The organism is [Flexibacter] sp. ATCC 35103 (assembly GCF_001975985.1).
Taxonomy (GTDB): Bacteria; Bacteroidota; Bacteroidia; order Flavobacteriales; family Flavobacteriaceae; genus Flavobacterium.
Window position 1 is genome coordinate 273573 of sequence record NZ_MTQF01000005.1, and the last position, 26299, is coordinate 299871.

Genomic DNA, 26299 nt, shown 5'->3' on the forward strand with positions numbered 1-26299 from the left:
ACGCCAATTACAAACGGACCATTAAGTATTGATGCCAACGGAGAATTAACTTTGGACCCAAATACCAAATCGGGAACATACACGATTACCTACACTATTTGTGAAGAAGGAGCAAACCCAATCAATTGCGCATCAAATACAGCAACGGTTGTAGTTGGAAACACGATTGTTGCCAATGTTGACAATACATATCCAACACAAACTTCATCAACAACAATAACGACAGTTGGAAACGTAACTTCAAACGATACGTTAAACGNNAATTACAAACGGACCACTTAGCATTGATGCCAATGGAGAATTGACTTTGGACCCAAATACCAAATCAGGAACTTACACGATTACCTACACGATCTGCGAAGAAGGAGCAAACCCAATCAACTGTGCATCGAATACAGCAACGGTTGTGGTTGGAAACACGATTGTAGCCAATGTAGACAATACATATCCAACTCAGACTTCAGCAACTACAACAACGACAGTTGGAAACGTAACTTCAAACGATACGTTAAACGGATTACCGGTTACTGCAGCTAATACCAATGTAACGCCAATTACAAACGGACCACTTAGCATTGATGCCAATGGCGAGTTGACTTTGGACCCGAATACAAAATCAGGAACGTATACGATTACCTACACTATTTGTGAAGAAGGCGCAACCCCAGCAAACTGCGCATCAAATACAGCAACGGTTGTAGTTGAAAATACAATTATTGCCAATGTTGACAATACGTATCCAACACAAACTTCATCAGCAACAACAACCACAATAGGAAACGTAACCTCAAACGACACGTTAAACGGATTACCGGTTACGGCAGCCAATACGAGTGTAACGCCAATTACAAATGGACCATTAAGCATTGATGCCAATGGGGAATTAACTTTGGACCCGAATACAAAATCAGGAACGTATACGATTACCTACACTATTTGTGAAGAAGGAGCAAACCCAATCAATTGCGCATCAAATACAGCAACGGTTGTAGTTGGAAACACGATTGTTGCCAATGTTGACAATACATATCCAACACAAACTTCATCAGCAACAACAACCACAATAGGAAACGTAACCTCAAATGACACGTTAAACGGATTACCTGTTACGGCAGCCAATACGAGTGTAACGCCAATTACAAACGGACCACTTAGCATTGATGCCAATGGAGAATTGACTTTGGACCCGAATACAAAATCAGGGACTTACACGATTACCTACACGATCTGCGAAGAAGGTGCAAACCCAGTAAACTGCGCATCAAATACAGCAACGGTTGTAGTTGAAAATACCCTTGTTGCCAATGTAGACAATACATATCCAACTCAGACTTCAGCAACTACAACAACGACAGTTGGGAACGTAACTTCAAACGACACCTTAAACGGATTACCGGTTACGACAGCCAATACGAATGTAACGCCAATTACAAATGGACCATTAAGCATTGATGCCAATGGCGAGTTAACTTTGGACCCGAATACAAAATCGGGAACATACACAATTACCTATACGATCTGTGAAGAAGGCGCAAACCCAATCAATTGTGCATCGAATACTGCAACGGTTGTGGTTGAGAATACACTTATTGCCAATGCTGATAATACATATCCAACACAGACTTCATCAGCAACAACAACCACAATAGGGAATGTTACAACAAACGACACGTTAAACGGATTACCGGTTACGGCAGCAAATACGAGTGTAACACCAATTACAAACGGACCTTTGAGTATTGATGCCAATGGGGAATTAACTTTGGACCCGAATACAAAATCGGGAACATACACAATTACCTATACGATCTGTGAAGAAGGCGCAAACCCAATCAATTGTGCATCGAATACTGCAACGGTTGTGGTTGAGAATACACTTATTGCCAATGCTGATAATACATATCCAACTCAGACTTCATCAGCAACAACAATAACGACAGTTGGAAACGTAACTTCAAACGATACGTTAAACGGATTACCGGTTACGGCAGCCAATACGAGTGTAACGCCTATTACAAACGGACCACTTAGTATTAATGCAAACGGAGAATTAACGTTAGCTCCGAATACACCATCAGGAACTTATACAATAATATACGAGTTGTGTGAGGCAGGTGCAACAACACCTAATTGTACAACAGGAACAGTTACAGTTATTGTTAACGGAATAATTAATGCAGTGACCGAAAATACGCTTCCAATAAATGGAAGTATCGGAGGAACGACACTTTCATTAATTAATAATGATACTTTAAACGGAAATCCGGCAATTATCACCAATAATCCTGGAGGAGTAATTTTAAAACCAGTTAATATACCAACAGGGTTAATTTTAAATTCAGACGGAACGATAACAGTAAACGCAGGAACTCCAATAGGAATTTACGAAGTTGAATATAGCATTTGTGAATATGTAAATCAAACAAATTGTTCGACTGTAAAAAGTTATGTACCAGTAACTGGAGCAGTTTTGCAAGCAAACAATGACAATGCAGGAACTGTAGATAGTAATAAAGGGCAAACTTCAACAACAAATATATTTAATAACGATACTTTAAACGGAGCAGCGCTTAATCCTGCAAGTGTAGTTTTAACTACTGTTGTTTCAAATCCTAATTTAATTTTAAAAGCAGATGGAACAATCGAGGTAAAATCGGGAACTCCAATAGGAAACTATGAGTTAACGTACCAAATTTGTGAAGTTTTAAATCCATCTAATTGTAGTCAGGCAGTTATAAAAATTTCGGTAGTAAATACTGTGGGTGCTAATCCGCCAGCGACTCCATTAGCACAAATTGTTCTTACTAATGACGGAGTAGTAAATGTGGACGGAATAAATGGTTCGCTTGAATTTATAAATATTTTGGATAATGATTTATTAAAAGGCTTACCAATTAATCCTTTAGATGTCATAATCGCAAATACACCAAAAAACAGTTATTTCGAATTTAATGCTGACGGAACCGTAAATGTAAAACCAAATACTCCCGGAGGAAATTATTCATTAATATATCAGGTTTGCGAAAAATCAAATCCAACTAATTGCGCAACGGCAACGCTTGATGTTTTTGTAGAAGTTCCTGCAATTGCAATTATTAAAACAGCAGTCTTTAATGATGAAAATGCCAGCGGATATGCAAATGCAGGCGAAACCATTACCTATAAATTTAAAGTAACCAATACCGGAAACGTTCCGTTAAGAGGAGTTATGGTTTCAGATCCTTTGCCTGGCGTTATAGTTTCCGGACAAGCAATTGATTTAGCAGTAAACGAATCAGATGAGAATAATTTTGTTGGTACTTATAAAATTACACAAAGTGATATAAACAAAGGCAGTGTAAGTAATCAGGCAAAAGTAAAAGCTGTCAGTGATAAAGGAGTAATAGTCGAAGACATGTCTGATGACGAAAATAACACCGGCGACAAACCAACGGTAATGCCTTTAAACGGGTGTGTTATAAAAGTTTTTAATGCATTCTCTCCAAACGGAGATGAGAAAAACACCAGATTCTACATACAAGGATTAGAATGTTATCCGGATAATACGGTAGAAATATACAACCGTTGGGGTGTTTTAGTATATGATATTGATAAATATAACAATGAAGATCGTGCTTTCAAAGGTTTTTCTGAAGGACGTACAACTGTAAAACAAGCAGACGGATTACCGGTAGGAACCTATTTCTACATATTGAAATATAAAGACAGCGGTTCAAATTCGCATGAAATGTCAGGTTATTTATATATAAACAAATAAAAAAATACAAGCGGTTTGCTTAAGTCAGACCGCTCATTAAAGCTTTTTAAATGAAAAAGATAATTTTAATTTTCATGTTTTTTTCGGTTGTGTGTTCAGCGCAGCAAGATTCTCAGTTTACCCAATACATGTATAATACTATTACGATCAATCCCGCATATGCAGGTTCTCGAGGTGTATTAAGTGTTTTTGGTTTATATCGTACACAATGGGTTGGACTTGATGGTGCACCAGAAACGAGTACTTTCTCTGTAAATACTCCTTTAAGCAATAGCAATTTAGGATTAGGAGTTTCCCTGGTTAACGATAAAATTGGTCCAACTAACGAAAACACTTTGTCTGCAGATTTATCCTATACAGTTCCAACATCAGAAACCTACAAACTTTCTTTTGGAATAAAAGCTACAGCAAATCTTTTTAATTTAGATGTAAACAAATTAAGTTTTGAAGATCAGGGAGATCCGCAGTTTCAGGATTTAAATAATAAAATTACACCCAATATTGGAGCAGGTGTTTATTGGCATTCAGATAAAGCATATTTAGGATTATCAGTTCCTAATTTTATCGAAACCAATAGATATAATGACAATGATACAGCTATTTTTAAGGATAAAATCAATTATTATTTTATGGCAGGTTATGTTTTTGATCTTGATTATTATATCAAATTCAAACCCGCATTGTTAACAAAAATGGTACAAGGAGCTCCGCTTCAGGTTGATGTTTCCGGAAACTTTATGTTTAATGATAAATTTGTATTGGGTCTTGCTTACAGATGGAGCGCTTCAGTAAGTGCTATGGCTGGTTTTCAGGTGTCAGATGGTTTATATATAGGATATGGTTATGATCATGAAACGACCAATTTAAGAAGGTATAATTCCGGATCACATGAAATTTTCCTTCGTTTTGAGTTTTTTAATAATTACAACAGAATTACATCACCAAGATTCTTCTAACAAATTCAATCCATGACAATAAAAAATTTAAAATATATCGTTTTATTTTTACTGTTTTGTTTCAATACAATTGCACAAACGCAAAGTTTGGATGATGCAAATAATAAGTATGAAAAATTTGCTTATGTAGATGCCATAAAAGCCTATGAAAGCATTGCAAATAAAGGCTATAAAGACGAAAAAATGTTTCAGCGTCTTGGTAATTCCTATTATTTTAATGGCGAATTCCTTAATGCCTTAAAATGGTACGATGAATTGTTTGCCATGAACGAGCAGCAAGAACCGGAGTATTTGTACAGATATGCACAATGCCTGAAATCAGCAGGAAATTATGCCAAGGCAGATACAATTTTAGAAAAGTTCAATCGAAAATTAACTGCAGATAAAAGAGGAATTTTATTCGAAAGCAACAAAAATTATTTAGAAGAAATAAAGTCTAATTCCGGAAGATATGAAATTGCCGATGCCGGAGTTAATTCTAATTATTCTGACTATGGAAGCGCTATTTTAGACAATAAATTAATTTTTGCTTCAGCAAGAGATACAGGCGCAGTAGTTAAGAAAAATTTTAAATGGACAAATACATCTTTTACAAATTTATATAGTGCACAATTAATGTCGGATGGAAGTGTTGGGATTCCGCAGCGCTTTCATAAAAAAGTAAATATAAAATTCAATGAATCAACACCTGTTTTTACCAAAGATGGAAAAACAATGTACTTTACCCGAAACAATTTTTTAGACGGAAAAAGAGGCAGAAGCGAAAAGAAAATTACTTTATTAAAACTATATAAAGCAACCTTAGTTAATGGTGAATGGTCAAATATCGAAGAACTTCCCTTTAATAGTAATCAATACAGCGTGGCACATCCGGCATTAAGTCTGGATGATAAAACATTGTATTTTGCATCTGATATGCCGGGAACATTAGGACAATCTGATTTGTTTAAAGTAAAGATAAACGATGACGGAAGTTTTGAAAAACCTGAAAATTTAGGAACTTCAATTAATACTGAAGGCAGAGAAACTTTTCCTTTTATATCCGGTGATAATGAACTTTATTTTGCCAGCGACGGAAGACCTGGTTTAGGCGGACTTGATGTTTTTGTTTCAAAAATAAATAAAGACGGTTCTTATGATGAAATTCAGAATCTTGGAGAACCAATAAACAGTAAACAAGATGATTTTGCTTTTATAATTAATAGTAAAAATAGAAACGGTTTCTTTTCTTCTAACAGAGAAAACGGACACGGATTCGACGATGTTTATCGCTTCACAGAAACTCGAAGACTTATTTGCGAACAAGAATTATCAGGTACAATTACAGATGTAGAAACAAATGAAGTTCTTGCAAACGTAACCTTGATTTTGTTTGATGAAACGAAACAAAATGCCATACAAGTTGTTTCAGACCAAAACGGAAATTATATTTTTCCGAATGTAAAATGCGGTAAAAAATACACCGTAAAAACATCCAGAAACGATTATGATATAAAGGAAATTTCGGTAGCAATAAAAAAAGGGACGGGAAAAACAATTTTGCCAATTTCGTTAGAAAAGAAAGCGATTCCGTTAGTGGCTAAAACCATAATGATAAAAACAGTGACGGTTAAATCTGTAAAAATGAAACCTATTGCTGTTGGAACAGATTTGGCAAAAACGCTTAATATCCCTATGAACTTTTTTGATTTAGGAAAAGCTACCATCAGAAAATCATCAGAACCTCAGTTGCAGAAAATTGTAGATGTATTAAAACAATATCCATCCTTAAAACTCGATATTCGTTCGCACACAGATAGTAGACAATCCGCTGCAAACAATATGATTCTTTCAGAAAAAAGAGCACAATCGACCAAAAATTGGTTAATTAGTAAAGGAGTCGACGCAAGTCGATTATCTGCAAAAGGATTTGGAGAAACACAATTGGTAAACAAATGTGCCGATGGTGTAAAATGTACAGAACAACAACATCAACAAAACAGACGAAGCGAATTTATTATTACTAATTTGTAATGTTATCCTGTAATCACATATTTCAACCGGACTAAAGTCCGGCCCTACAACATATTTTGTTCCTCCGGAACTTTATATAGAGCTTTAAGCTCGATTTATATTGTAGGGCTGGACTTTAGTCCAGTTTACGTCAATAATGTGTATTTTGATTAATTTTCAGTGACAAACATCTGGTTAATTTCTGATAACAATTCAAATTCATTTATAGGAAACATTTCAAGAACCATTTCTAAAACAAGAGAAACATTTATGGGATTTTTGTTGGTGCTTGACCTTTTGTCTCCTTCATTATCGAGTGTCAAAATACACATTTTTATCATATTGGTAATTACGCAACCAATCTCATAATAACTGATATTAACTTGAGTCGTATAAACATCTGATTTATTATTATTTGACTTTGAACGGTTAAAATACAGAGAAATTAATTTTCTAAGATTCTCTAATTTTTCAGTTTCATTTGATTCCATTTCTAGTATGTTTTATTATTTATTTTAAATTCTATTCTATTTGTTTTTCCGCGAACAAATCTATTAAACAGGAATGAAAAAAGTTACGACATAAATGTCGGCTTTAAATTTAATGGGTTAATTCATGCAATTTCCGTTTTATATTTATTAATTCTCACATACTATAATATGTTATTTTTTTTCGTAAGTAACGATAAATAGATTTTGAATTGTAGTAAACATAACAATTCACAAAATGCGAAAATCCCAGCGGGATGATATATTTATAGAAAATAAATAATTTGCGTAATTGAGCCCCATCGGGGTGGAATATAATATTTCCTTCATTTTGTATATTTTCAACTGGACTAAAGTCCAGCTCTACAATATAATTTGTTCCTCTGGAACTTTATAAAGAGCTGATGTATGTTTTATTTATAAAAATCATAAAGAGCCATCGGCTCGATTAATTTTGTAGAGCTGGACTTTAGTCCAGTTTATAAAAACATATTGGAATTTTAATTTGGTTTGTGATAACAAAAATGCTGGAATTTCATTCGTGAAAATCAAAAACCCTGCATTTTCCGCAAAAAAGTCTTAAAATTCGTTCATTATTTTAGTGTAAAATTCTTTTAAAACGAAATTTAACTTATTATGTTTAAAATGAATTAGTTAAGTTTTAAAAAATCGATTTCGTTGTTGTGTGTGTTCATTTTTTTTTAACTTTATGAATCTAAAATTTTTCAGATATGACTGTAAATCAAATACTAAACACAAAAGGAAAAAATGTTTATTCTGTTTTGTCAACAACAACGGTTTATGAAGCCTTAAAAGTGATGGGAGAGAAAAACATAGGTGCAATTCTGGTTATCGATAACACCGATTTAAAAGGAATATTGTCTGAAAGGGATTATGCTCGAAAAATTGTTTTAAAAGACAAATCTTCAAAAGAGACTTTTGTTCATGAAATTATGGAAAGCAATGTTTTTTCGGTAAAACTTTCAAATAATATCGAAGATTGCATGGAACTTATGAGTACCAAAAGAATCAGACATTTACCAGTTCTGGAGGACGGAATCGTGGTAGGAATAATTTCTATAAGCGATGTTGTAAAAGCAATTATAGAAATTCAGAAAGACACAATAAATCACCTAAACTCTTATATTTCTCAGTAAAAGAAATTTAAAAAATAAGCTTTAAAAAATAGTCCAAATAATAGCGGACTATTTTTTTTGGTTTTCCAAAATTGTTATTTTAGGAAAAGAAAGCTGTAAAAATACGCCAATTTAAACCAAGACTTATATCTTTGTAAGCTAGAATAAAAGCTAAAATAAATGAACAAAGAGAGTAAAAGAAGAGAAGCGTTACTGTACCATTCAGAACCAACTCCAGGAAAAATTCAGGTAGTTCCAACAAAAAAATACGCAACCCAAAGAGACTTGTCTTTGGCTTATTCGCCGGGTGTTGCAGAGCCATGTTTAGAAATTGCAGCAAACGTTGATGACGTTTACAAATATACAGCAAAAGGAAATTTAGTTGCCGTTATCTCAAACGGTACAGCTGTTTTAGGACTTGGGGATATTGGCCCGGAAGCTTCTAAACCAGTAATGGAAGGTAAAGGTTTATTGTTTAAAATATTCTCTGATATCGATGTTTTTGATATTGAAATTGGAACAAAGGATATTGAAGAATTTATTCAGACCGTAAAAAATATTGCTCCAACTTTTGGAGGAATTAATCTTGAGGATATTAAAGCGCCGGAATCTTTCGAAATAGAAAGAAGACTGGTAGAAGAATTGGATATTCCTGTAATGCATGATGATCAGCATGGTACAGCAATTATTTCTTCGGCAGCATTAATTAACGCTTTAGAATTAGCAGGAAAAAAAGCAGAAGATGTAAAAGTAGTAGTTTCCGGTGCAGGTTCTGCGGCGATAGCTTGTACTGATTTATATGTTTTATTAGGTGTAAAAGTAGAGAATATCTTAATGTTTAATAGTAAAGGACTTTTAACAAAAGATAATCCTGCACTATCAGAATTACAATTAAAATATGCTGTAGACGGTGCTAAAATTGATTTAGCCGAAGCTGTAAATGGAGCTGATGTTTTTATTGGTTTATCTTCAGGAGGTATTTTGTCTGCAGAAATGTTATTGACAATGAAAGAAAATCCGATTGTATTTGCAATGGCGAATCCAAATCCGGAAATCGATTATAATTTAGCTACAGAAACTCGTAAAGATGTTATTATGGCTACAGGACGTTCAGATTTTCCTAATCAGGTAAATAACGTTCTTGGTTTTCCTTATATTTTTAGAGGGGCATTAGACGTACGAGCTACAAAAATTAACGAGGCAATGAAAATGGCTGCTGTAAAAGCGTTGGCTATTTTAGCAAAAGAGCCGGTTCCGGAGCAAGTTAACGTAGCTTACGGTGCAATGAAACTAGGTTTTGGTCAGGAATATATTATCCCTAAACCATTTGATCCACGTTTGATTACTGTTGTGACGCCTGCTGTTGCAAGAGCAGCAATGGAGTCAGGAGTAGCAAAAAATCCTATTACAGATTGGGCTGCATACGAAGATGCACTTCGCGAACGTATGGGGAACGATAATAAAATGGTGCGTTTGATTACAAATCGTGCTAAAATGGATCCTAAACGAATTGTTTTTGCAGAAGCAGATCAATTAAACGTATTAAAAGCGGCACAAATTGTTCATGAGGACGGAATTGGGCTTCCAATTTTATTAGGAAACAAAGAGGTAATTTTAGAATTAAAAGCTGAATTAGGTTTTGATGCTGAACTTGAAATCATAGATCCTAAAACAAATGATGAAGAAGCGAGACGTAATCGATTTGCAACTTCATATTGGGAAACAAGAGAACGCAGAGGAGTTTCGTTACTTGATGCTCAAAAGTTTATGCGCGAGAGAAACTATTTTGCTGCTATGATGGTAAACGAAGGCGAAGCAGATGCATTAGTTACCGGTCATACAAGAAGTTACCCAACGGTTGTAAAACCTATGTTACAATTAATTGATAAAGCGCAAGGAGCTTCGTTGATTGCAACAGCAAACATGATGATGACTTCAAGAGGGCCAATGTTCTTGTCAGACACAGCAATTAATATTAACCCATCATCTGAAGATTTAGTTAATATTGCAATCATGACTGCAAAAACTGCAAAAATGTTTGGTGTTGAGCCAGTAATTGCAATGGTTTCATTCTCTAACTTTGGATCATCTACAAGTCCTGGAGCGTCAAAAGTAAGAGAAGCAGTAGCATACTTACATAAAAATCATCCGGAATTAATTGTTGATGGAGAAATTCAGGCAGATTTTGCTTTGAATCAGGAAATGCTTGCAGAGAAATTTCCTTTCTCTAAATTAGCAGGTAAAAAAGTAAACACATTGATTTTTCCTAACTTAGAGTCAGCTAATATTACTTATAAATTATTGAAAGAGTTGTATAAAGTAAATTCTATTGGTCCAATTATGATGGGAATGGGTAAACCGGTTCACATTTTTCAATTAGGTGCAAGTGTAGAAGAAATGGTTAATATGGCAGCAATTGCAGTCATTGATGCTCAGGAAAAAGAAAATAAAAAAAATAAATTAGCTAAATAGTACAAATAATAAGGATCGAATAATATTGTCGTATTTTTATTGCATTTTTGTTATATTTGACCCTTAATACATTAACTATGATAGCACATTTGCAGGGTAAATTAGTAGAGAAAAATCCTACAGACGTCATTATTGACTGTGGAGGTGTTGGTTATCAGGTAAATATATCTTTACACACCTTTTCGTTAATCCCCAATGCTGAACATATAAAACTGTATACGCATCTTCAAATCAAAGAAGATGCGCATACTTTATTTGGTTTTGTCGAAAAATCAGAGCGTGAAATATTCAGAATGTTATTGTCTGTTTCCGGTATTGGAGCAAACATTGCCAGAACAATGTTATCCTCAATAGAACCAAGGCAAATTATCAACGCAATCGCATCCGGAGATGTAGGCGTTATTCAATCTATTAAAGGAATTGGAAACAAAACTGCACAGCGAGTTATCCTTGATTTGAAAGAAAAAGTGTTAAAGTTGTATGATTTAGACGAAGTTTCTGTCGTGCAAAACAATACAAACCGAGATGAAGCGTTATCTGCTTTGGAAGTTTTAGGTTTCATTAGAAAAACTTCAGAAAAAGTAGTAGAGAAAATCGTAAAAGAAGATCCGGAAGCTACAGTCGAAACAATCATTAAGAAAGCGTTAAAAAGCCTATAAACTCAATTTTTATAAACGAATTGTATGCGTAAAATTTGTATTTTTTTACTGTTCTTGTTTTGCGGTAATGTTTTGCGTGCGCAAGTTAATCCAACGGTTAAAGATACAACGAAAACTCAATTCTCTGTTGGGAAAGTAGAGTTGCAAGATCCGCCAAGTGTACTATCTGCTTATAGATATGATCCTATTACAGATCGATATATCTATACAAATTCAGTTGATGGATTTTCTATCAATTACCCTATTATATTAACGCCAAAAGAGTACGAAGATTTAGTTTTGAAAGAATCGAGAAGAGATTATTTCAGAAAAAAATCTGATGCAATCGATGGTAAAAAAGTAGGCAGTGAAGCTGCCAAAAAGGATTTATTACCGCGATATTATATTAATTCAAGTCTTTTTGAAAGTATTTTTGGAAGTAATACAATCGATGTAAAACCCACAGGGTCAGTAGAAATGGACTTGGGTGTTCGATACACAAAACAAGATAACCCTTCGTTTTCACCAAGAAACAGGTCAAGTCTTACTTTTGACTTTGATCAGCGTATTAGTATGAGTTTAATGGGTAAAGTAGGAACCAGATTAGAGGTTAATGCTAATTATGACACCCAATCTACATTTGCCTTTCAAAATTTATTTAAACTGGCTTACACACCTTCTGAAGATGATATCGTCCAGAAAGTTGAGGTTGGTAATGTTAGTATGCCATTAAATAGTACCCTTATTCGTGGTGCTCAAAGTTTATTTGGGGTTAAGACACAGTTACAATTTGGTAAGACAACTGTAACAGGAGTTTTCTCAGAACAAAAGTCACAAACAAAGAGTATAGTTGCAGAAGGTGGCGGAACAGTGCAAAACTTTGATTTATATGCATTAGACTATGATAATGACAGACACTTTTTCTTATCTCAGTACTTTAGAAACAAATACGATGCTTCCTTAAAAAATTATCCATTTATTGATAGCCGCGTTCAGGTAACAAGATTAGAGGTTTGGGTAACTAATAAGCAAAACAGAGTAAGTACAAACAATAATAACTTACGTAATATTATTGCCCTTCAGGATTTAGGTGAAGGTCAGGTTACAGGTGTTCCAGATAATCAGATTGTTGTTATAAGTTCTTCAGCAGGTTTTTTCAACAATCCTATAGATACACCAACAGACAATAATAACAATAAATACGATCCTGCAACAATTGGGCAGGCAGGAGCATACCTAAATTCTAATATTAGAGAAATTGTAACGGCAAAGTCTGGCTTCAATAATGCAAATACAAGCGAAGGAACAGACTATTCTGTACTTGAAAATGCGAGAAAATTAACTTCAACCGAATATACTTTTAATGCACAATTAGGATACATCTCTTTACAGCAGCGTTTGGCAAATGATGAGATTCTGGCCGTAGCTTTCGAATATACTGTAGGAGGAAAAGTCTATCAGGTAGGAGAATTTGGTAGTGATGGAGTTGATGCAACTGTAGTTACAGGAAACAACAATGCAAATCAGGCAATTATTACACAAAGTTTAGTGTTGAAAATGCTGAAAAGTAATTTGACAAATGTTCAAAATCCGGTTTGGAACCTGATGATGAAAAACGTTTATCAAATTCCTCAGGCATATCAAATTAAGCAAGATGATTTTAGATTAAATATACTTTATACAGATCCTTCACCAATAAATTATATTTCACCGGTTCAGGGAACTACTTTTCCTGCGAATGCAACAGCCGATAACAAAGTAGATCAAACCCCATTATTAAATGTCTTTAATTTAGACCGATTGAATTATAATAATGATCCGCAAACAGGAGGGGACGGTTTCTTTGATTATATTCCTGGAGTAACAGTAGATGTTCAAAACGGACGAATTATTTTTACAACTAAAGAGCCATTTGGAGAACTTTTATTTAGAAAATTACAAAATACAGGTTCTGGTGAAAATTATGATGATCCAAATTCATACAATGCCAATCAGCAAAAATATGTGTTTAGAAACATGTATCGAAACACACAATCAGGCGCTTTACAGGACAGTGATAAAAATAAATTCTTATTAAGAGGAAAATATAAATCGTCAGGAAGTAGCGGTATTCCTATTGGTGCCTTCAACGTTCCGCAAGGTTCTGTTGTAGTTATGGCAGCAGGAAGAAAATTAGTCGAAGGTATAGATTATAGTGTCGATTATCAACTGGGGAGAGTTCAGATTTTAGATCCTTCTCTTCAGGCATCAAACACACCAATTGAAGTTTCCTTAGAAAACAATTCAATTTTTGGGCAACAAACCCGAAGATTTATGGGATTCAATATTGAGCACAAAATTTCGGATAATTTTGTTATTGGAGGAACCTTTTTAAAAATGACAGAGAAACCTTTTACTCAAAAATCGAGTTATGGGCAGGAATCTGTAAACAATACTATCTTTGGATTTAATGGAAACTATTCAACCGAAGTTCCTTTCTTTACCAGATTAGTAAATAAATTACCAAATATTGATACAGACGTTCCTTCGAATCTTTCGATTCGTGGAGAAGTTGCTTTTTTAAGACCTGATGCTCCAAAAGCAAGTGATTTTGAAGGTGAAGCAACCATATATGTTGACGATTTTGAAGGTTCACAATCAACAATAGACATGCGCTCAGCTTATGCATGGAGTTTGGCATCTACACCTTTTGTGAATTCTATAAATGATAATACGTTTAATGCAAATTCAAACACATTAGAATACGGATTTAAACGTGCAAAATTAGCATGGTATACAATCGATCCTGTTTTTTATGCTTCAAAACCATCTGGTATTTCAAACGATGATTTATCATTAAACACAACAAGACGAGTTTATAGTAAAGAATTATATCCAAATACAGATATTGCACAAGGACAAATTCAGGTAATTAATACACTTGATTTAAGTTATTATCCTTCTGACAGAGGACCATATAATAACAACCCAAATTTTAGTACCAATCCTGCCAATTCTAATTTTGGAGGAATTATGCGTGCTTTAAATTCAACCAACTTTGAGCAGGGAAATGTAGAGTATATTCAGTTTTGGGTAATGGACCCTTATGTAGGAAATGCTGAAGCGCCTACAAGTAATACCGGAAAAATATATTTTAACTTAGGTGAGATTTCTGAAGACGTATTAAAAGACGGAAGAAAACAATACGAAAACGGATTAGGACCTGGCCAGATAATGGTAAATCCGCAACCACTTTGGGGAGATGTTCCTGCGTCACAATCTTTGATTTATGCGTTTGATACAAATGCTGACAATCGTAAAAACCAGGATGTTGGTTTAGATGGTTTACCAGATTCAAGAGAAGGTTCAGTTTATACAAATTATGCAGGAGAAGCAGATCCAGCTGCAGATAATTATATCTATTATTTAAATACAGACGGAGGGGTTCTTGAGCGTTATAAAAATTATAACGGAGTCGAAGGCAACTCTGCAGTGAGTGTAGATGATCCTAATCGTGGTTCAACAACTTTACCGGATGTTGAAGATATCAATAGAGATAATACCATGAACACCATCAATGCTTATTATGAATATAGTATTGATGTGAAACCGGGAATGCAAGTTGGACAAAATTATATTACTGATATCCGCGAAGTAAGTAGTGTCGAATTACCAAACGGATCGACTACAACAGCAAGGTGGATTCAGTTTAAAATTCCGGTTTCTCAGCCACAAAATACAGTTGGTAATATTACAGATTTTAGATCTATCCGTTTCATGCGTATGTTTATGACTGGTTTTAGCAACCAGATGACAATGCGTTTTGGAGCATTAGATTTAGTAAGAGGAGAATGGAGAAGATATACAGGAACGCTTGATGCTAATGATACAAATCCTGATGACGACGGTACTGAGTTTGATGTAGCAGCAGTTAATATTCAGGAAAATGGTACAAAATGTCCTGTAAATTACGTTGTGCCTCCGGGAGTGCAAAGAGAGCAATTGTATAATAACAATACCATAATTAATCAAAACGAACAAGCATTGGCATTGCGTGTTGGCGGAGCAGGTTTGCAATATCAGGATTCGAGAGCAGTATTTAAAAACGTGAGTGTTGATATGCGTCAGTACAAAAAACTTAAAATGTTTTTACATGCTGAATCTTTACCTAACGAAAGCACATTGCTGGATGATGAAATGATTGGTTTTATTCGTTTTGGAAATGACTTTACACAAAACTTTTATCAAGTCGAAATTCCGTTAAAAGTAACCAGAACCGGTGGGTCTTGTACAATAAGCCCGGATCAGGTCTGGATGGAAGACAATAATATAGATCTGGCACTTGAATTATTGACCAGAATGAAAATTAAGGCCATGACTATTGATATCAACTCTAATAAGCGTGACGTTAACGGAATTTATTATCCGGATGACGACTTAAGCACAGGAGGAGATGGTGACAGTAAACTGAGATTAGGGATAAAAGGAAATCCTAACTTTGGTTTGGTTAGAAATTTAATGGTAGGATTAAAGAGCAGGGCAGATCATAAAGACATAAAAGGAGAAGTTTGGTTTAATGAACTTCGTTTAGCTGATTTAGAGAATAAAGGCGGGATGGCAGCAATATTAAATATTGACACTAATATGGCTGATTTCGCTACTGTATCTGCTACAGGTAAAAAGAGTACGATTGGTTTTGGATCTCTGGAACAAGGTGCAAACGAAAGAGATCGTGAAGATCTACAGCAATATAATATCGTTACCAATCTTAATTTGGGTAAATTATTACCTCAAAAATGGGGAATCAATCTGCCTTTTAATTATGCTATTGGAGAAGAGGTAATAACACCGGAATATGATCCTTTTAATCAGGATATAAAATTAGATCAGTTAATAAAAGAAACTACAGATCCGGCAGAAAAAGAAAATATCAGAACTCGTGCTATTGATTATACAAAACGAAGAAGTATTAACTTTATTGGAGTTAGAAAAGATAGAGCGCCTGAGCAAAAACCGCATATTTATGATGTCGAAAATTTAACGTTATCACAATCTTATAACGAAGTCGAACGTCATGATTATGAAGTAGCAGATTATGTAGATCAGCAATCAAATACAGCTGTAAATTATGCGTATACTTTTCAGCCAAAAGAAGTAGTGCCTTTCAAGAAAACCAAATTCATGAAAAAAAGTGAATATTGGAAATTGTTAAGTGATTTCAATTTTAATTATTTACCATCTAATATCTCTTTCAATACAAATATATTAAGACAAAGTAACCGTCAGCAATATAGAGAAGTAGAAGTTCAGGGAATTGGACTTGATCCTTTATACAGACGAAATTTTGCCTTTAATTATCAATACGGATTTGGTTATAATTTGACAAAATCATTAAAATTAAATTACACTGCGGCTTCAAATAATATCGTAAGAAACTTTTTGAATGATGATAATACACCAAAAGAAGATTTTAATATTTGGGATGATTACCTGGATATAGGAACGCCGAATCAACATGTGCAGCAATTAGTGTTGAATTATGATATTCCAATTAATAAAATTCCTGTTTTAAGTTTTGTAAAAGCTTCTTATTCATATACTGCTGATTATAACTGGCAGCGTTCCTCGACTGCATTTTCTGAATACATTGATCCGGACGGAAATCAATTTGACTTAGGAAATACGATCCAGAATGCGAATTCAAATACATTGACTACTACTTTTACCATGAACACATTGTATAAGTATTTAGGTTTAACACCCGGGTCAAAAACAGCGGCAAAACCTAAAGCAGCAGCGCCACCAAAACCGGGAGAGAAAATTGTAAATACGGCAAAACCAGCTACAAGCAGTAGTCCGTTTTATGATAGTATGATAGGTATTTTGACTAGTGTAAAAAATATTCAGGTTAATTATACTAAAAATAGCGGAACAGTTTTACCTGGATATACACCTGGAGTTGGTTTCTTAGGGTCATCAAGACCTACTTTAGGATTTATTTTTGGAAGTCAGGATGATGTGCGTTATGAAGCAGCTAAAAGAGGTTGGTTGACAGATTATCAGGATTTCAACCAGAATTTTACACAAGTAACCAATAAGCTTTTAAAAATTACGACGAATATTGATTTACTGCCGGACTTAAAAGTTGACTTGACAATGGATCGCGCTTATTCTGAAAATTCATCAGAACAATATAGTGTAGTAAACGGAGAATATATGCCTTTGTCACCTTACACATACGGAATGTTCTCGATTTCGACTGTATTGATTAAGACTGCGTTTTCGACTAGTAGCGAAACCGAATCTGCTGCGTTTGACGATTTTAGAAATAACCGTTTGGTTATTGCTAATCGTCTGGCTGAAGATCATTATGGCGGAGCCCCAATTCCTAGATATGGAGATGCAAACAACCCTATTCCGGCTGAAACAGACGCTAATTATAAAGTTTATGTTGCTAATCAGGGATATCCAATTGGGTATACAAAAAGTAATCAGGCGGTTCTGTTGCCTGCGTTTCTTGCAGCTTATTCAGGAAGTAATGCTTCTGGCAGTTCGACAGATATTTTTAGAAGTTTCCCAATTCCAAACTGGAGTGTAAAATACAACGGTTTGATGCGTTATAAATATTTTAAAGATAAATTCAAGCGTTTTTCATTACAGCATAATTACAGGGCATCTTATACAATAAATCAGTTTAGATCTAATTTTGATTATCAGGAAACGCCAAACGGACAAGACGTAAATACCAATTTCTTTAATAAAACGATCATGTCAAATGTCAATTTAGTCGAGCAGTTTAGTCCGCTTGTACGAGTAGATTTTGAATTGAAAAGTTCATTAAGAATACTTACTGAGGTTAAAAAAGACAGAGCATTATCAATGAGTTTTGATAACAATTTATTGACAGAAGTAAAAGGGATGGAGTATATCGTAGGTTTAGGATATCGTTTTAAAGATGTTATTTTCTCCTCAAGACTTGCAGATAGTCCAACCGGAATTATTAAAAGTGATATCAATATCAAAGCTGATTTCTCTCTTAGAAATAATGAGACATTGGTGCGTTATTTAGATTATGATAACAACCAGTTAGCGGCAGGACAAAATATCTGGTCATTAAAACTAACTGCTGATTATTCGTTCAGCAAAAATCTTACGGCTATATTCTATTACGATCATTCGTTCTCGAAAGCTGTAATTTCAACGTCATTTCCTTTAACGAACATCAGATCAGGATTCACACTTCGATATAATTTCGGAAATTAATTTTTTTGGTTTCTAAACAGGATTTCATTAGAAGATTATTACATTTGTGGCTTAATTATTAAAATATCAATTTTCAAACATAGTATTATGAGCATACCAGCAAATTTAAAGTACACAAAAGATCACGAATGGGTTAGCATCGAAGGAGATGTTGCAACTGTAGGAATTACTCATTTTGCACAAAAAGAGTTAGGAGATATCGTGTATGTTGAAGTAGAAACTTTAGATCAGACACTTGATAAAGATGAGGTTTTTGGAACAGTAGAAGCTGTAAAAACAGTATCTGATTTGTTCTTGCCTTTAACAGGAGAGATTATTGCTTTTAATGATAGTCTGGAAAGCGCACCTGAAACGGTTAATTCTGACCCTTACGGAGCTGGATGGATGATTAAAATTAAAATTGCAAATGCATCAGAAATAGATTCATTATTGTCTCACGAAGCTTATAAACAACTTATCGGTGCCTAAACAATTATTACTGCTCTGGGCAATATTATGCTCGGGGATCATTACTTATTTTTGTTTAACAGATTCAAGTAATATTCCTGCTGTAAGTTTCCCAAGTATAGATAAGATTGTTCATTTTTGTTTTCATTTCGGATTCACAATTTCCTGGATTTTGTTTTTCAAAAAGGAACTTAAAGGCAAAGCTCCTGATGATTATAAAGCATACCTGATTTCGTTTATATTTTCTGTTTTTTTTGGAATCACAATCGAAATTTTACAAAGTGTTTTAACAACCACAAGAGCGTCTGACGTGTCTGATGTTTTAGCAAATGCAATAGGAGCTTTAATAGGTATCTTTACTGCAATGGCTTTTAAAAAACAAATCGATAAAATATAAGAATATAATTACCCACTTCGGTGGGTTTTTTGTTGCCAAAAAATCAAGCTTTAAAAAGTGTGTTTTTTTCTGAATATAAAATGTATTTTTGTCGCAACTCTACAATCATGAATGTTAAGCAATATTTAGATTCTACTTACTTAAAAACTGCTGCTCAGGCCGGACTTTCGGAAACTGAGAATAATAGTATAGTAAAAACTGCTATCGAAGAAGCAATTCTTGAAGGCTTTAAGCTTATTATGATTAGGCCGGAACATGTTGCACTGGCCAAAGAAATGATTTTAAAAGCCCATTCTGCATTACTTGTTGGTACCGTAATTGATTTTCCCGAAGGAAAAGAAAGTCTAGAAACTAAAATTAAAGAAGCAAATAAAGCAATCGAAGACGGAGCAGATGATCTGGATTTTGTTTGTAATTATGAAGCTTTTAAAAATGGGGATATTGCATTAGTCAAACAAGAAATTTTAATAGGAAGCCAAATTGGTTTAGCAAATAATAAAACAGTAAAATGGATTATTGAAGTTGCAGCTTTAACGGATAAAGAAATTATTCAGCTTTCGGCTTTGATAAAAAATGTTGTAATATCTCATTTTAAAGAAGATGATTATAGCTCTGTGTTTGTGAAATCTTCAACCGGTTTTTATAAAACTGAAAATGATTTGCCAAACGGAGCAACTATTCCAACCATTATAATGATGCTCGAAAATGCATCACCTTTGCCGGTAAAAGCTGCCGGAGGAGTCAGGTCTTACGAAGATGCAATAGAAATGATTCGTTTAGGCGTTAAACGTATCGGAACTTCGGCTGCAAAAACAATTGCAAACGGAGAAAATACCACAAATCAATATTAACTGAAAACCTACATCTACGTGAATAAGATTTTTCTATCTTTTATTTTGACATTATCAGCCTTATACGTTTTTTCTCAAGAATCAAATACTTCAGTTAAACCGGGTTTTACATCAGAACAATTTCCTATTTTTCCTGCTTGCGAAAATTTGCAATCAAAAAAACTGGAAGATTGCTTTTATAAAGAAGTTCAGGATTTTGTTTTTAACAATTTTGAAGTTCCTGATAATTTAAAACAATCAAATTATAAAGGAGAAGTAAAAGTGCTTTTTGAAGTAGATGAAAATGGAGAGTTTAAAGTAATTTATGTAAATACTGCAAACGATGCATTGTCAGAAGAAGCAAAACGGGTTTTTGGAAAATTCCCTAAAATAAAACCATCTACGTATAACGGAAAACCTACATATTCTAAATATACGATTTCAATAGATATCCCATTAAAAAGTTCCGGCCAAATTGCTGCAGAAGCTTTAGCTGCTGCCCAAATTTTGAAACCTGCTCAAAAACCAATGACAGAACTGGATAGTATTGTGTATAAAAAATACAATAATCCGGAATTCGAAAGTCATTTGAATATTCCGTTTTCTCATAGTTATTATGCGCAATTTGATGGCGCAATGAATCAGGTAGGAAGTAATAATCATACCGCTTCTAAACCGTATACTTATGCAGAAGTTTCAAAATACTACAATTTAAAAGAAGTAAATCAGTCCCTTCATAAAGATGTTTCGACCTGGCTGGGAAGAAAATTCTGGAATGAGAACCTTGTTCAGATTCAGGGAGAAGATTATTGGTTGGCATTAAATCCTATTCTTGATTTGCAAATGGGTAAAGCTTCAGATCTTGATGCATCTTACACCTATGTAAACACGCGTGCCTTAAATTTTAGAGGAGGTTTAGGTAAGAACCTTAATTTTACAACTACCGTTTTTGAAAGTCAGGGACGATTTGCAGGTTATTTTAATGATTATGCCGAAACATTAAAACCTTCAGGAGGAAATCCGGCAATTATTCCGGGAATGGGAATTGCAAAAAGATTTAAAACGGATGCCTACGATTTTCCTTTGGCTGAAGCTAATATTACCTATGTACCAAGCAAGTTTTTTGATTTGCAGCTAGGTTACGGAAGAAATTTTATTGGAGACGGATATCGTTCTTTGTTTGAGAGTGACGGAGCAAGCCCTTATCCTTATTTTAAAATAAATACCAATTTCTGGAAAATAAAATATACCAATACCTATATGTGGCTTAAGGATGTTCGTCCTGATGTTACTTTAGAGAGAACCTATGCAACAAAATTCATGGCGAATCATTACTTAAGCTGGAATGTTTCTAATAAGCTGAATTTAGGTTTTTTTGAATCTGTAGTCTGGACAGATACTAATAATCGAGGTTTTGATATTAATTTTGTAAACCCTATTATTTTCTATCGTTCTGTAGAATTTTCATCATCATCAAAAAGTGGAAATGCACTTTTAGGAATGTCAGGAAAATATAAATGGAACAACAATGTCAATTTATATGCTCAGTTTTTACTTGATGAATTTTCGATAGGAGACATGGCAGGGGGAGAAAATAGCTGGACAAATAAATTTGGATATCAATTAGGGGCTAAATATTTTAATGCTTTTAAAGTCAAAGATTTATTACTGCAATTAGAGTACAATCATGTGCGTCCTTATGTTTATTCGCACAGTGCTATTATTACGAATTACGGACATAACAATCAAAGCATTGGACATCAATGGGGTGGTAATTTTGAAGAACTTGTGGCAATTGCACGTTACCATAAAGGGCGTTATTATGCTGATGCTAAATTTACAGTTGGTAAACGAGGTCTTGATTTTGATACTGCAGAGAATGGCTATAATTACGGAGGTAATATCTATAAAAGTTATGACCTGGATCGACCTTATGACACAGATGTAAAAGTAGGACAGGGAAATAAAACCAATATTTTTATAGCAGATATTCAGGGTGGTTATTTGATAAACCCAATGACTAATTTGAAATTTTTTGGAAGTTTTCTTTATAGAAATTTTGATCCAACACAAGAAACAGCAACTACTTTTAAGCAAAATACAACCTGGTTCACTATCGGATTGCGTTCAGATATCTTTAATTGGTATTTTGATTACTAGTATTTTTAATAAGATTTTTCGAAATAATTGTGTTAAAGATTTGCAAGTCCTTATTTTGTAAAGGTTTTATTGAAAAAAATCTAATTTTATAGGTCAGTATTCTACAATCTAATTTGTACATTTGCACCACTCAAAAAAAACATACAAAATAATACTGTATTGAACGCTACTAAAAATACATTTTCAATAAAATCAATATTTAACGATTTCAAAGAGATTACAAAGGCTGGTTTAGCAATCAGTGTATTGTTTTCCTCGATAGCAGGATATTTGTTAGGTGTTAATGAAGAGAATCCATTTAAATGGAGTGTTTTGTTGGTTTTAATGATTGGAGGATATTGTATGGTTGGGGCTTCAAACGCTTTTAATCAGGTAATAGAAAAAGATATCGATTCATTAATGGATCGTACTAAAAATCGTCCGGTTCCTTCAGGGCGTATGTCGCCAAAAACGGCATTATTTGTAGCGAGTTTATTGACTATTATTGGTATTGCATTGTTGTATACAATCAATGCTAAGTCAGCAATGTTTGCTGCAATTTCAATATTTTTATATACAAGCGTTTATACACCTTTAAAAACAGTAACTTCGTTATCGGTTTTTGTTGGTGCTTTTCCGGGTGCAATTCCATTTATGTTAGGTTGGGTTGCGGCAACAGGAGAATTTGGTATAGAAGCAGGTACACTTTTTTTAATTCAGTTTTTCTGGCAATTTCCACATTTTTGGTCCATTGGCTGGTTTTTATATGAAGATTATGAAAAAGCAGGGATCTTTATGTTGCCTACAGGAAAAAAAGATAGAAAAACTGCTTTGCAGATCATTTTATATACAGTTTGGCTTATAATAGCATCATTACTTCCTTGTTTAGGATTTACAGGACAATTGTTTATTACACCAATTGCGGCTGTAATAGTGTTCTTATTAGGATTGTGGATGTTGTTTTATGCAGTGCGTTTGTATCAGTTAAGAACACCAAAAGCGGCAAGAACATTAATGCTAGTAAGCGTTTCGTATATTTCGTTGCTGCAAATAGTATTTATAGTAGATAAATTTTTAAGATAGTTATGGAAATGACATTAACAAAAGACACGATAAGTGAAGAACAAGTAAGAAAATCAAAATCGGCTAAACTGATTTTGTTATTCGCAATGGTAAGTATGACCATGATGTTTGCCGGACTTACAAGTGCATTTGTAGTAAGTAAATCAAGAGCAGACTGGTTGAAGAATTTCGAATTGCCAACTGCGTTTTATTATAGTACAATAGTTATTATTGGTTGCAGTGTTACTTTTTATCTGGCTAAAAAAGCCATTCAAAAAGATAATAGAGGAGCAACTACAGCATTACTTTTGGGAACATTGGCTTTAGGGGTTTTATTTGTGGTTTTGCAATTTGTAGGTTTTGGACAAATCGTAAAAAGCGGTTATTATTTTACAGGAGAAGGTAGTTCTATTACTACAACTTTTCTATACGTAGTTACTGTTACGCACTTATTACACTTGGCTGGAGGTTTAATTTCACTTTTAATTATAATTTATAATCATTTTAAACAAAAATACAATTCGACTCAAACTCTTGGTATAGAACTAGGTGCGATGTATTGGCACTTTTTGGATTTATTATGGGTATATTTATTTTTATTTTTATATTTCTTTAAATAAGAAAAAAACGTAAATTTGGGAACTTTTTAACGAATATCTTTTATGGAAGCGACAGTTACTACTGCAAACAACGAAAAAACTTGGGGAGGCGGACATGAGATCCAGCCATTAGGAGCTAGTTATGGTAAAATGATGATGTGGTTTTTTATCGTATCGGATGCCTTGACATTCTCTGGATTTCTGGCGGCTTATGGTTTTTCCAGATTTAAATTTATCGAAACTTGGCCTTTGGCTGATGAAGTGTTTACTCACTTCCCATTTATGCACGGTGTTTCGGCTCCAATGTATTATGTAGCCTTAATGACTTTTATTTTGATTTTCTCATCTGTAACAATGGTTTTGGCTGTTGATGCAGGTCACCAATTGAAAAAAACAAAAGTTGCAATTTATATGTTCTTAACTATTATTGGAGGTTTTATTTTCGTGGGTTCTCAAGCCTGGGAATGGAAAAACTTCATTAAAGGAGAATATGGTGCTGTTGAAACAGTAGGTGGAAGCCTATTACAGTTCGTTGATAAAGATGGTAAAAGAGTTGCTCTTGAAGAGTTTGCTGTAAAATTACCAAATCAACCGGAACAACTTAGCAGAGCAAAAGCAAAATGGTTTATGGAAAGTGCAGAAACATTGCCAACATATTCAGTAGCTGATGTACAGGCTGGTTTTAAAGCGCATCCTGAATTATTAATAAGAACAGAACATCTTACAGCAGAAAAGAAAAAAACAGTTTTGTCAAGAGCAGAATCTGAAGCTCGTTTAAGCCAGGCAAAATATGTTGTAGAAGGTGCTAACTTAATAAGAAACGAATACGGAAGTAAATTATTTGCTGATTTCTTTTTCTTTATTACAGGATTCCACGGATTTCACGTATTTTCAGGAGTAATCATTAATATCATTATTTTCTTTAATGTGTTATTAGGTACTTACGAAAAAAGAAGAAGCTACGAAATGGTAGAGAAAGTTGGTTTATACTGGCACTTTGTCGATTTAGTTTGGGTATTTGTATTTACAGTTTTCTACTTAGTTTAATTTTAGATTTTAATTATTATGTCACACGAACACGTATCAAATACAAAAAGAATCTGGTTTGTTTTTGCATTACTATCAGCAGTAACTACAGTAGAAGTTATCCTGGGGATTATAAAACCAGCATCATTAGAGTTTAATCATTTTGTAGGTTTGAATTTGTTGAACTGGATATTTTATATCCTGACAATATTCAAAGCATATTATATAGTATGGGCATTTATGCACATGGAAGGTGAAAAAAGCAGCCTTAGATGGTCAGTTGTTTCACCAGTTATTTTCCTAGTTTTATATTTATTGTTTATTCTGCTAACAGAAGGACATTATATTTATGGGGTTTTTAAAGATTCTACTATTAAATGGAATTTTTAACATGATATTAATTCGAAAAGAGTCCCGATAACATCGGGATTTTTTTATTTTTGTACCTCAATAACTTCCGGTAATAAAATGAAAAAAAATATAGTTCTCTTTGTACTTTTTGTTTTGCCAATTGTAGCCTATTTGTTTTTTGCTTCTGGTGTAAATAGCTTTACTAAACTTCCAACAATAACTCCTAAAATTGCCGACTTTGGTAATTGGAAATCCCTTAAAGGAGAAAAAGTAACCCTAAATAATAAAATTACAATTCTTGGTTTTTCAGGAAATGAGATTTTAAAAAACAGAGGTAATTTCTTCAATCTAAACGAAAAAATATATCAGCGTTACAACGGGTTCAAAGATTTGCAATTTGTAGTTATCTGCCCATTGGGAACAGAAAAAGATGCAGAGAAAATTGTAGAATCATTGGGTGCTTTTACAGATGTTTCGGGATGGCATTTTATTTTTGCTTCGCCTGATGAAATTAAAGCCTATTATGATCAATTGCATCTGAAAGGAAAACTAGATCAGAATCTGGGAACTTCAAATGTTTACATCGTAGACAAAGAAAGAAACCTAAGAGGCAGAAAAGATAAAGATGAATATAAAGAAGGGTATAATACTTTTCATCCTTCTGAGTTGAGTAACGAAATGCTTGATGATTTTAAAATCATATTATATGAATATCGGGCAGCATTGAAAAAGAACCACAACGCAACAAAACAACTTTAATCTTTATA

At 33.9% G+C, this 26299-nt stretch carries 17 protein-coding genes; 16 read left to right on the top strand and 1 reads right to left on the bottom strand.

The genetic code is table 11. From position 1 onward, the window contains the following. Positions 1-307: 307 nt before the first annotated feature. The 3 genes from BXU01_RS12315 to BXU01_RS12325 are packed head-to-tail and all read left to right on the top strand — an operon-like array spanning position 308 to position 6726. The gene (locus BXU01_RS12315; RefSeq protein ID WP_083693480.1) at positions 308-3757 is read left to right on the top strand and encodes a gliding motility-associated C-terminal domain-containing protein; all 3450 of its coding nucleotides are present in this window, start codon (positions 308-310) and stop codon (positions 3755-3757) included. A gap of 50 nt (positions 3758-3807) precedes the next feature. Beyond that, a complete protein-coding gene (locus BXU01_RS12320) occupies positions 3808-4713 on the top strand; it encodes a type IX secretion system membrane protein PorP/SprF (RefSeq protein ID WP_083693481.1) in 906 nt (301 codons plus the stop codon). 12 nt (positions 4714-4725) lie between these two features. Then, the gene (locus BXU01_RS12325) at positions 4726-6726 is read left to right on the top strand and encodes an OmpA family protein (protein WP_083693482.1); all 2001 of its coding nucleotides are present in this window, start codon (positions 4726-4728) and stop codon (positions 6724-6726) included. A 149-nt stretch (positions 6727-6875) separates the two neighbouring features. On the opposite strand, the gene BXU01_RS12330 is transcribed toward BXU01_RS12325, so the two are convergent. After that, positions 6876-7196, bottom strand: coding sequence for a hypothetical protein (locus BXU01_RS12330; protein WP_083693483.1), 321 nt, complete (start codon positions 7194-7196; stop codon positions 6876-6878). Positions 7197-7924: 728 nt separating this feature from the next. Between BXU01_RS12330 and BXU01_RS12335 the strand changes: the two genes are divergently transcribed. The 13 genes from BXU01_RS12335 to BXU01_RS12395 all read left to right on the top strand — a co-directional run bounded on the left by BXU01_RS12335 (position 7925) and on the right by BXU01_RS12395 (position 26291). Next, positions 7925-8350 (top strand): CBS domain-containing protein, encoded by a 426-nt coding sequence (locus BXU01_RS12335; protein ID WP_083693484.1) that lies wholly within the window; start codon positions 7925-7927, stop codon positions 8348-8350. 159 nt (positions 8351-8509) lie between these two features. After that, on the top strand, positions 8510-10801 hold the full coding sequence (locus BXU01_RS12340; RefSeq protein WP_083693485.1) for an NADP-dependent malic enzyme: 2292 nt from the start codon (positions 8510-8512) through the stop codon (positions 10799-10801). A 77-nt stretch (positions 10802-10878) separates the two neighbouring features. Continuing rightward, positions 10879-11460 carry a Holliday junction branch migration protein RuvA gene (ruvA, locus tag BXU01_RS12345; protein ID WP_083693486.1) on the top strand — a complete coding sequence of 194 codons (582 nt, stop codon included), beginning with the start codon at positions 10879-10881 and terminating at the stop codon, positions 11458-11460. A gap of 24 nt (positions 11461-11484) precedes the next feature. After that, complete coding sequence (gene sprA, locus BXU01_RS12350) at positions 11485-18681, top strand: cell surface protein SprA (protein WP_083693487.1); 7197 nt, start codon at positions 11485-11487, stop codon at positions 18679-18681. An 87-nt stretch (positions 18682-18768) separates the two neighbouring features. Next, positions 18769-19149, top strand: coding sequence for a glycine cleavage system protein GcvH (gcvH, locus tag BXU01_RS12355; RefSeq protein ID WP_083693488.1), 381 nt, complete (start codon positions 18769-18771; stop codon positions 19147-19149). Next, the gene (locus tag BXU01_RS12360) at positions 19142-19525 is read left to right on the top strand and encodes a VanZ family protein (RefSeq protein ID WP_083693489.1); all 384 of its coding nucleotides are present in this window, start codon (positions 19142-19144) and stop codon (positions 19523-19525) included. Before gcvH ends, BXU01_RS12360 begins: the two co-directional genes overlap by 8 nt. A 107-nt stretch (positions 19526-19632) precedes the next feature. Continuing rightward, positions 19633-20376: a deoxyribose-phosphate aldolase gene (gene deoC, locus BXU01_RS12365; protein WP_083693490.1), complete on the top strand. Its 744-nt coding sequence runs from the start codon at positions 19633-19635 to the stop codon at positions 20374-20376. Positions 20377-20394: 18 nt separating this feature from the next. Beyond that, a complete protein-coding gene (locus tag BXU01_RS12370) occupies positions 20395-22515 on the top strand; it encodes an energy transducer TonB (protein WP_083693491.1) in 2121 nt (706 codons plus the stop codon). A 159-nt stretch (positions 22516-22674) separates the two neighbouring features. Beyond that, a complete protein-coding gene (cyoE, locus tag BXU01_RS12375) occupies positions 22675-23577 on the top strand; it encodes a heme o synthase (protein WP_083693492.1) in 903 nt (300 codons plus the stop codon). A 2-nt stretch (positions 23578-23579) separates the two neighbouring features. Further along, the gene (locus BXU01_RS12380) at positions 23580-24176 is read left to right on the top strand and encodes a cytochrome c oxidase subunit 3 (protein ID WP_083693493.1); all 597 of its coding nucleotides are present in this window, start codon (positions 23580-23582) and stop codon (positions 24174-24176) included. Between the two features lie 42 nt (positions 24177-24218). Beyond that, the gene (locus BXU01_RS12385; RefSeq protein ID WP_056245348.1) at positions 24219-25202 is read left to right on the top strand and encodes a cytochrome c oxidase subunit 3; all 984 of its coding nucleotides are present in this window, start codon (positions 24219-24221) and stop codon (positions 25200-25202) included. Between the two features lie 18 nt (positions 25203-25220). Next, the gene (locus BXU01_RS12390) at positions 25221-25571 is read left to right on the top strand and encodes a cytochrome C oxidase subunit IV family protein (RefSeq protein WP_055095146.1); all 351 of its coding nucleotides are present in this window, start codon (positions 25221-25223) and stop codon (positions 25569-25571) included. Between the two features lie 78 nt (positions 25572-25649). Then, the gene (locus tag BXU01_RS12395; RefSeq protein WP_083693494.1) at positions 25650-26291 is read left to right on the top strand and encodes a hypothetical protein; all 642 of its coding nucleotides are present in this window, start codon (positions 25650-25652) and stop codon (positions 26289-26291) included. The last annotated feature ends 8 nt before the right edge of the window (positions 26292-26299 follow it).

Coding starts and splice junctions, on each gene's coding strand:
- sprA (WP_083693487.1), top strand. CDS start 11,485: ATGCGTAAAATTTGTATTTTTTTACTGTTCTTGTTTTGCGGTAATGTT.
- deoC (WP_083693490.1), top strand. CDS start 19,633: ATGAATGTTAAGCAATATTTAGATTCTACTTACTTAAAAACTGCTGCT.
- BXU01_RS12395 (WP_083693494.1), top strand. CDS start 25,650: ATGAAAAAAAATATAGTTCTCTTTGTACTTTTTGTTTTGCCAATTGTA.
- BXU01_RS12330 (WP_083693483.1), bottom strand. CDS start 7,196: ATGGAATCAAATGAAACTGAAAAATTAGAGAATCTTAGAAAATTAATT.
- BXU01_RS12380 (WP_083693493.1), top strand. CDS start 23,580: ATGGAAATGACATTAACAAAAGACACGATAAGTGAAGAACAAGTAAGA.
- BXU01_RS12335 (WP_083693484.1), top strand. CDS start 7,925: ATGACTGTAAATCAAATACTAAACACAAAAGGAAAAAATGTTTATTCT.
- BXU01_RS12340 (WP_083693485.1), top strand. CDS start 8,510: ATGAACAAAGAGAGTAAAAGAAGAGAAGCGTTACTGTACCATTCAGAA.
- BXU01_RS12325 (WP_083693482.1), top strand. CDS start 4,726: ATGACAATAAAAAATTTAAAATATATCGTTTTATTTTTACTGTTTTGT.
- BXU01_RS12320 (WP_083693481.1), top strand. CDS start 3,808: ATGAAAAAGATAATTTTAATTTTCATGTTTTTTTCGGTTGTGTGTTCA.
- BXU01_RS12385 (WP_056245348.1), top strand. CDS start 24,219: ATGGAAGCGACAGTTACTACTGCAAACAACGAAAAAACTTGGGGAGGC.
- gcvH (WP_083693488.1), top strand. CDS start 18,769: ATGAGCATACCAGCAAATTTAAAGTACACAAAAGATCACGAATGGGTT.
- BXU01_RS12390 (WP_055095146.1), top strand. CDS start 25,221: ATGTCACACGAACACGTATCAAATACAAAAAGAATCTGGTTTGTTTTT.
- ruvA (WP_083693486.1), top strand. CDS start 10,879: ATGATAGCACATTTGCAGGGTAAATTAGTAGAGAAAAATCCTACAGAC.